Annotated in this window: 6 protein-coding genes; 5 read left to right on the top strand and 1 reads right to left on the bottom strand. The window is 60.8% G+C overall.

The features are described from left to right. The 3 genes from DWY51_RS09510 to DWY51_RS07685 form a co-directional block, all read left to right on the top strand. On the top strand, positions 1–187 hold a 187-nt coding region (locus tag DWY51_RS09510), incomplete at its 5' end, for a hypothetical protein (protein ID WP_158556930.1). Further along, positions 187–1,911 (top strand): ABC transporter ATP-binding protein, encoded by a 1,725-nt coding sequence (locus tag DWY51_RS07690; protein WP_117770426.1) that lies wholly within the window; start codon positions 187–189, stop codon positions 1,909–1,911. The genes DWY51_RS09510 and DWY51_RS07690, both read left to right, overlap by 1 nt. Before the next feature lies 1 nt (position 1,912). Then, positions 1,913–3,916: an ABC transporter ATP-binding protein gene (locus tag DWY51_RS07685; protein ID WP_117770425.1), complete on the top strand. Its 2,004-nt coding sequence runs from the start codon at positions 1,913–1,915 to the stop codon at positions 3,914–3,916. 110 nt (positions 3,917–4,026) lie between these two features. On the opposite strand, the gene cysE is transcribed toward DWY51_RS07685, so the two are convergent. Continuing rightward, a complete protein-coding gene (gene cysE / locus DWY51_RS07680; RefSeq protein ID WP_117770424.1) occupies positions 4,027–4,731 on the bottom strand; it encodes a serine O-acetyltransferase in 705 nt (234 codons plus the stop codon). Positions 4,732–4,955: 224 nt separating this feature from the next. On the opposite strand from cysE, the gene DWY51_RS07675 reads away from it, so the two are divergent. Together DWY51_RS07675 and DWY51_RS07670 are read left to right on the top strand one after the other, a co-directional pair. Then, positions 4,956–5,603 carry a DedA family protein gene (locus DWY51_RS07675; protein ID WP_089573512.1) on the top strand — a complete coding sequence of 216 codons (648 nt, stop codon included), beginning with the start codon at positions 4,956–4,958 and terminating at the stop codon, positions 5,601–5,603. Positions 5,604–5,892: 289 nt separating this feature from the next. After that, on the top strand, positions 5,893–6,945 hold the full coding sequence (locus DWY51_RS07670; protein ID WP_117770423.1) for a branched-chain amino acid aminotransferase: 1,053 nt from the start codon (positions 5,893–5,895) through the stop codon (positions 6,943–6,945). Positions 6,946–7,025 lie beyond the last annotated feature (80 nt).

Below are 7,025 nucleotides of genomic sequence, written 5' to 3'. Positions count from 1 at the left end.
GACGGAGAGCCTGTTATATACCAGCGGAGCAATCGAGGCGCTCGAGCCGTGGGAACAGCGCGAGATCATGCGCTTGGTCGGTAAGTTCCCCCATGTTCTTAACGAAGAGTGCGAGGCATTTAAACGGCAAGTGGCCGCCGAGAACGAGGCTGACGACAAAGGCGAAGGGGAGACATGCGACTCTTAATGAGATTTATGAGGCCGTATCGCGGGCTGATTGCGGTGACGCTGTTTGTACTGCTGATAGATAACGTCGGCACGCTGCTGGTTCCTACGATGCTGGCGAACATGGTCAACACCGGTATCACTACAGGCGATATCGACTACATTTTGCGCAACGGCGTGTATATGCTCATCGCGACCGGCATGGCCAGTGGCGGCGCGGTGCTGGGCTGCTATCTTTCGGCCCGTCTGGCGGCCAATGTGGCCTGCGACATTCGCAACGCCGTCTACGATAAGTCGCTCGAGCTGTCCGCCAGCGACTTTGAGCGCTTTGGTACGGGTTCGATGATCACGCGCTCGCTCAACGACATCAACGTGATCCAGCAAGCGATCCTGCAGACGATTCAGCTGGTGTTACCGGTACCGTTCTTGGCCGTGGCGGGCATCATCTTTGCCTGGTTTATCGATCCTGCCATGGGCACGCTGCTGGGCGTGGTCGTTGCGATCGTGCTGGTGGCGGCAGTCTTTACCGTTGCCAACGCCGCGCCGATCTTTATGCGCCTGCAGAGCTTTATCGACCGCATGAACGTGGTGCTGCGCGAGAACATCGTGGGCGTGCGCGTAATCCGCGCATTTAACAAGGAGCGCCACGAGGAGCAGCGCCTGGACGAGGTGTTTAGCGATTACGCAGCCAATGCCATCAAGGTCAACCACCTGTTTGTGGGTCTCGACAGCTCCAGCTTCTTTTTGATGAATATCGCCGAGGTGGCGGTGCTGTGGGTGGGCGGCAACCGCGTGGGCGTCCATGCCATGCAAATCGGCAGCATCTCGGCCGTGCTGGAGTACGCGATCCTGATCCTGTTCTTTGTGATGATGGCGCAGATGGTGGTGCTGACGCTTCCGCGCGCCGCGGCGTGCCTCAGCCGTGCACAGCAGGTGCTCGAAATCGAGCCGAGCATCGTGGACGGTAAGGCTACGCTGGGCGACGGGACACCTGAGTCCGCAGGCGGAGCCGACACAGTGGCCGTGTTCGACCACATGTCGTTTCGCTTTGACGATGCCGACGAGGACACCCTGTGCGACCTGAGTTTTGCCTGCCGCCGCGGACAGACGACCGCGATCGTGGGCTCGACGGGCTCGGGCAAGTCAACGGTGGCCAAGCTCTTGCTTCGCTTCCACGATGCCACGAAGGGCGCCATTCGCCTGAACGGCGTCGATCTGCGCGACCTTTCGCAAGACGATATCCGCGGGCGTATCGCCTATGTGCCGCAGAAGGCATGGCTGTTCTCGGGTACGGTGGCGAGCAACCTGCGCTTTGGTAACGAGGGCGCAACCGAGGCTGACATGCTCCATGCGCTGGAGGTTGCCCAGAGCACCTTTGTGCTCGACCAGCCCCAGGGGCTCGATACGCCGGTGGCCCAGGGCGGCACGAACTTCTCGGGTGGTCAGCGCCAGCGCCTAGCGATTGCCCGCGCACTCATGAAGCACGCTGATCTGTATATCTTCGACGATAGCTTTTCGGCCCTGGACTTTAAGACCGATGCGGCACTGCGCCATGCGCTACAGGACGAGACGCGCGATGCCGCGGTGCTCATCATCGCCCAGCGCATCTCGACTATTTTGCATGCCGATCAGATTGTGGTGCTCAAGGACGGTGAGGTCGTGGGCCTAGGCACGCACGACGAGCTCATGGAAACCTGCGAGGTGTACCGCGCTATCGCGGAATCGCAGATGAAGGGAGGTGAGTAGCATGACCGAGGAACTCAAGAAGCAAGGCATCGCCGATGACGTCGCGGCTGCAGAGACAGTCGAGGAGACGGGCGCCACGCCCGACCTGGAGGAAGACGCCAAGGCAGCGGCGGAGCGCGAGGCTCGCCGCCAGGCACTCTACGAGGAAAACGAGCGCGCCGAGGACGAGCGCGCCCGCGCCGAGGCGGAGCGCATGCGCGACGTTGACGACGAGGACGAGGACGACACGCCCCGCGACATCTGGGCGACGGTGCGCCGCCTGTGGAGCGAGGCCGCCGGCGACCATTGGCGCTTCTATATCGTGTTCGCGAGTATCGTGTTCTATGCCATCTTTAACACCGCGGCGCCGGCTTACAGCGCCCGCGTGATCGATGAGCTGTGGGGGCACATGAAGCTGGCGTTTGCCAACAACACTACCTTCAGCATTACCTGGGAGAACTGCGGCAGGACCATCTTTATCTACTTTATGATCTGGACCGCCGCCGCCTCGTTCTACGCACTCCAGAGCTTTTTGATGTCGAGCGTTGCCGAGCGTCTCAACCTGCGTCTACGCAACCGCATCGCACAAAAGCTCAACCGTCTGCCGCTTGCCTACTTTGACGCGCATCGTCCCGGCGAGGTCGTCAGCCGTGCGACCAACGACTTGGACAAGATGTCCGAGAGCATGCAACGCGGCCTGCTGCAGCTTCTGGTGTCGATCGGTACCGTGGTGGGCGCCGTGAGCGTGATGTTCGTGTTTAGCGTGCCGCTCACGCTCGTTTTTTTGTTCTTTACGGCGCTTTCGCTGCTGGTGACGAAGGTCGTGTCGCGCCGCACGCATGATGTGACGGGCGAGCGCCAGGAGTGGGTGTCCAAGATTACGAGCGCGGTCGAGGAGGGCTACTCGGGCCGTCTGGTGATCCGTGCGTTTAACCGCGAGCGCCAGAGCTCTGCCGAGGTGCACGAGGCTTCGAAGGAGCTGGCGCGCGTGAGCACCAAGGCCGACTTTATGATTAACGCCGTTGGCCCCGCGGTGCGCTTTATCGGCCGTTTGGCGCAGATCGTGATCGCGCTGGTGGGCTGCAGCATGCTGGTTGCCGGGCATATGACCGTCGGCGTGTTCCAGGCGTTCCTCCAATTTATCTACGAGGCGTCCGAGCCCATGACGGAGCTGTCGTTTACCTTTAACTCGCTGCAGAGTGCGCTGGCGAGCGCAGAGCGTGTGTTCGACCTGCTCGACGAGCCCGAGATGGAGGCCGATCCGTTGCCGGTGGCCGCCGCCAAGCTGCCGGGCAAGGTGGAGGGCCGCATCGCTTTTGAGCATGTGCGCTTTGGCTATTCGCCCGACAAGCCGCTTATGCGAGACGTGTCGTTTACCGCCGAGCCGGGTCAGAAGATCGCCGTGGTGGGAACCACGGGTGCGGGTAAGACCACGCTCATCAACCTGCTCATGCGCTTTTACGAGATCGACGGCGGCCGCATTACCCTTGACGGCGTGGACACGAGTCGCATGGACCGCGGCGAGCTGCGTCAGCAGTTTGGCATGGTGTTGCAGGACGCCTGGCTATTTGATGGCACCATTGCCGAGAACATCGCCTACGGCTGTCCCGAGGCGACGCGCGAGGAGATTGTCACGGCCGCACGCGCCGCACAGGTCGACTTCTTTGTGCGCACTATGCCGCAGGGCTACGACACGCGTGTGGCTAACGATGCCGAGAGCATCAGCCAGGGCCAACGTCAGCTGCTGACCATCGCGCGCGTGCTGCTCAACAACCCGGCGATCCTCATCCTGGACGAGGCGACATCGAGCGTGGACACGCGCACCGAGCTCGCCATCGGCCGCGCCATGGACGCGCTCATGCGCGGGCGCACGAGCTTTGTGATCGCGCACCGTCTATCGACGATCGTCGATGCCGACCTCATCCTGGTCATGGATCACGGCAATATCATCGAGCAGGGTACGCACAAAGAGTTGCTGGCTGCCGAGGGCGCTTATGCCGACCTCTACCTAAGCCAGTTCGCATAAGGTGACAAAGGGGCAGTCCCGCATGTCACATTGGAAACAAGGCGCGCCGGGGCGGATTCCCTGGCGCGCCTTTTGTGTTGGCGTTCATGCTGTGGCGGTTGCCCGCGACCCTAGCGCTCGTCCACGAACTTGGCGACGAGGGCCTTGAGCTCGGCCACCTCTTGCTCGAGTTCCTTAACGCGACGGGCGTTTTCGGTGATACCCTGACGGTTGAGGGCGCTCTGCTCGGCGGCATCGTCGGGCATGTACTCGCGATGCTGCTTGGCGTCGAAGCTCTCCTCGAACACGCGGCAGCCGTTGCGCTTGATGATGCGCCCAGGCACGCCCACGACGGTGCAGTTGTCGGGTACGTCCTTGACGACGACCGAGTTGCCGCCGATCTTGACGTTGTTGCCGATGTGGATGTTGCCAAGCACCTTGGCGCCCGTGCCCACGGTGACATTGTTGCCCAGGGTGGGGTGGCGTTTGCCGGTCTCGTTGCCGGTGCCGCCGAGCGTGACGCCCTGGTAGAGCACACAGTTGTCGCCCACGATGGTAGTCTCGCCAATAACGACGCCCATGGCGTGGTCGATAAAGAAGTGCTTGCCGATCTGCGCGGCGGGATGAATCTCGACGCCGGTGATGTGGCGGGTGATTTGCGAGAGCACCCGGGCGAGCGAGCGATGGCCGTGCTCCCACAGCCAGTGCTCGGGCACGTGGTTCCACTTGGCGTGCAGGCCGGGGTACGAAAGAAAAATGACCAGACCGTTTTGCGCGGCGGGGTCCTGCGCTTGGACGGTCTTGATGTCCTCGCGAATGGTATTGATAAAGCTCACTGGCCGCCCTCCCTCAGCGCCGTGACAATGCGATTCAATAAAGTATAGCGATTCGCTAGGGATTAAGAAGGGCGATCTTGCTTTGCTTTGGGCGACAAGTGTCAGTTATGCAAACTTGCTGGTAATGGAGTCATGCTTTTGTGGGGTTGCGCACGAGGGGGCGCCGCAACCGTATACTGGTCAACTTGGACGTGTCCGCGCCCACAACTGAGAGGTTTTACTTCATGGGTTTCATTAACTTTATCGCCGAGCTGCTCAAGGACCCGCGCACCGCGATCGCCAGTTGGATCGCCGCCGGCCCGCTTATGGCCTACGGCTGCGTGTTCCTAATTATCTTTATCGAGACGGGCGTGGTGTTCTTCCCGTTCCTTCCCGGCGATTCGCTGCTGTTCGCTTCGGGCTTCTTTGCCCACAACGGCGGCTTTAACATCGTGGCCCTGTTGGCCGTCGCATGGACGGCCGCCATCTTGGGCGACCAGTGCAACTTTATGATCGGCCATTTCTTTGGCCGAAAGATCATCGCCTCGGGCAAGGTCAAGGCCATGACGCCCGAGCGCATTAAAAAGTCCGAGGACTTCCTTGACAAGTGGGGCCACCTGGCCATCTTCCTGGGTCGCTTCTTCCCGTTTATCCGCACCTTTGTGCCCTTCATCGCCGGTATGGGCGGCATGCACTGGCGCAACTTTGTCATCTATAACGTGCTGGGCGGTATCACCTGGTCGACGGTCTTTACACTGCTGGGCTATTTCTTTGGCGGCATTCCCTTTGTGCAGGAGCACTTTGAGCTGCTGATCGTGGGCATTGTTGCCGTGTCGATTATTCCGACCGTGGTCGGTTTGGTTAAGGCAAAGCTGGGCAAAAAGAACGCGTAGCTCGAGCCGGCGCACAAATCGTGTCGTTGAGGCCCGTCACCGTTTACGGTGGCGGGCCTCTCTAGCTTCGGTCAAATGAAAATACTTTAGTTAGTTAAAGAAAAACGTTTTATCCGATGCGTGTGCGGAGTACAATCTCGTGCATGCGAATCGACGTGTCATCGGCTTCGATGTCGTCCGCGTGTCCCGTCCGGCTCTACGCTCCGGGCGTGTGACGTTGCGACGCGGTCGGCCCCGGTCCTTGCGTGCGGGTTCGCGAGTATGCAACTGTGTATGTAAGGAGCGACATATGACTGTCGAGAAGAAGGATATCGATTGGGGTAGCCTCGGCTTTGGCTACATGAAGACCGATTACAGCTACGAGGCTCATTGGAAGGATGGCGAGTGGGACGAGGGTGGCCTGACCACCGACCACACCCTGCATGTCTCCGAGTGCGGTGGTATCTTCCACTACTGCCAGGAGGTCTTTGAGGGCCTGAAGGCCTACACCGCCGAGGACGGCAGCATCGTCTGTTTCCGTCCCGACATGAACGCTGAGCGTATGTACAACTCTGCGCAGCGCCTCGAGATGCCCCCGTTCCCCAAGGACAAGTTTGTCGAGGCCGTCAAGCAGGTCGTCTCTGCCAATGCCGCATGGGTTCCGCCCTTCGGCTCTGGCGCAACCCTGTATGTGCGTCCGTTTATGATCGGCTCCGGTGACGTAATCGGCGTGGCTCCCGCTCCTGAGTACACGTTCCGCATTCTCGTGACCCCGGTCGGTCCGTACTTTAAGGGCGGCCTTAAGCCCGTCAAGCTGCGCGTTTCCGTGTACGACCGCGCCGCACCGCACGGCACCGGCAACATCAAGGCCGGCCTCAACTACGCCATGTCCCTGAAGCCCACGATGGAGGCTCACCGCGAGGGTTATGCCGAGAACCTGTATCTCGACTCCGAGTCCCGCACCTATGTCGAGGAGACCGGTGGCGCTAACGTCCTGTTCGTGAAGGAGGATGGCACCCTCGTCGTTCCGCAGTCGCACACCGACTCCATCCTGCCCTCCATCACCCGCCGTTCGCTCGTTCAGGTTGCTCAGGACCTGGGCATGACCGTCGACCAGCGTCCCGTCGAGTGGGCCGAGGTCAAGGCCGGCACCTTTGTTGAGTGCGGCCTGTGCGGCACCGCTGCCGTTATCTCCCCGGTCGGCGAGATCGACAACAAGGTCTACGGAGCCGACGAGACCGTGACCTTCCCGGCTGGCTACACCGAGATCGGTCCTGTGATGAAGAAGCTTCGCGAGACCCTGACGGGCATCCAGTCTGGTGCTGTTGAGGATAAGCACAACTGGGTTTACACCGTCGCGTAATTTGTCTTGCTCTCCGCCCTGCGGGCTCGGCGATGTCACAACGAACAATAATTAATCTGAATAAAGATGGCGCGCGGCCT

Source organism: Collinsella sp. AF25-2LB (genome assembly GCF_003458415.1).
GTDB lineage: Bacteria > Actinomycetota > Coriobacteriia > Coriobacteriales > Coriobacteriaceae > Collinsella.
The sequence above is the reverse complement of the archived record's forward strand: the minus strand, read 5'-3'. Positions and strand labels throughout refer to the sequence as shown.

Bases quoted from the DNA above. Each gene is read 5' to 3' on its own strand.
- DWY51_RS07690 (WP_117770426.1), top strand. From the start codon at position 187: ATGAGATTTATGAGGCCGTATCGCGGGCTGATTGCGGTGACGCTGTTT.
- DWY51_RS07685 (WP_117770425.1), top strand. From the start codon at position 1,913: ATGACCGAGGAACTCAAGAAGCAAGGCATCGCCGATGACGTCGCGGCT.
- DWY51_RS07675 (WP_089573512.1), top strand. From the start codon at position 4,956: ATGGGTTTCATTAACTTTATCGCCGAGCTGCTCAAGGACCCGCGCACC.
- DWY51_RS07670 (WP_117770423.1), top strand. From the start codon at position 5,893: ATGACTGTCGAGAAGAAGGATATCGATTGGGGTAGCCTCGGCTTTGGC.